Origin of the sequence: Brachyspira sp. SAP_772, assembly GCF_009755885.1 — a bacterium.
Taxonomy (GTDB): Bacteria; Spirochaetota; Brachyspiria; order Brachyspirales; family Brachyspiraceae; genus Brachyspira.
Genome location: NZ_VYIX01000195.1, coordinates 1 through 678, shown reverse-complemented (window position 1 = coordinate 678; position 678 = coordinate 1). Strand labels below are relative to the sequence as shown.

Here is a 678-nt window from a genome sequence, read left to right as displayed (position 1 = left end):
ATACCAGAAACAGGATATCAGTTAGAGCCTAATCAGCTTTATTTGGGAAGAACTTTAGAATATACCAAAACAAAAAAATATGTGCCTATGATAGAGGGTAGGTCATCTATAGGAAGGCTTGGTATATTTATACATATTACTGCTGGGTTTGGAGATGTTGGTTTTGCGGGGTATTGGACATTAGAGATATTTTGYATTAAGCCTATAATAATATACCCTGAAGTAGAAATTGCTCAGCTTTATTATCACACTATAGATGGTGAATATGAAGAGTATGCAAGCAGTAAATATCAAAACAACACTGATGTKCAGCCTAGCATGCTTTACAAAGATTTTAAATAATTATCAATAAAATCAAATTATGAAAAAATCTAAAAATAAACTCAATTCTACTAATAAAGAATTATATGAAGGTGCTGTTATAAGGAAGTGCCGTATCGAAGAAGATATTGAATCTATGCGATTAGATAAATATATGGGAAATAGGTTTTCTTATTATTCCAGAAACAAGTGGCAGGATTTGATAGGTGAGGGGCTTGTATTAGTAAACGGAGAGAAGATAAAATATACTAGAACTATTTCAAAAGGCGATGAGATATCATACTATTTTAAAGATATGAAAGAGCCTGAAGTAAATAAAGATATAGAGATAATTTATGATGATGGCGATTTAATTAT

The 678-nt window shown here is 30.8% G+C and carries 2 protein-coding genes; both read left to right on the top strand.

Going from position 1 to position 678, the window contains the following annotated elements; genetic code table 11:
* A partial coding sequence (locus tag GQX97_RS13495) for a dCTP deaminase domain-containing protein (protein WP_157152306.1) occupies positions 1-342 on the top strand: 342 nt, incomplete at its 5' end.
* 19 nt (positions 343-361) lie between these two features.
* Positions 362-678: S4 domain-containing protein (locus GQX97_RS13490; protein WP_255447422.1), on the top strand; the 317-nt coding region annotated here is incomplete at its 3' end.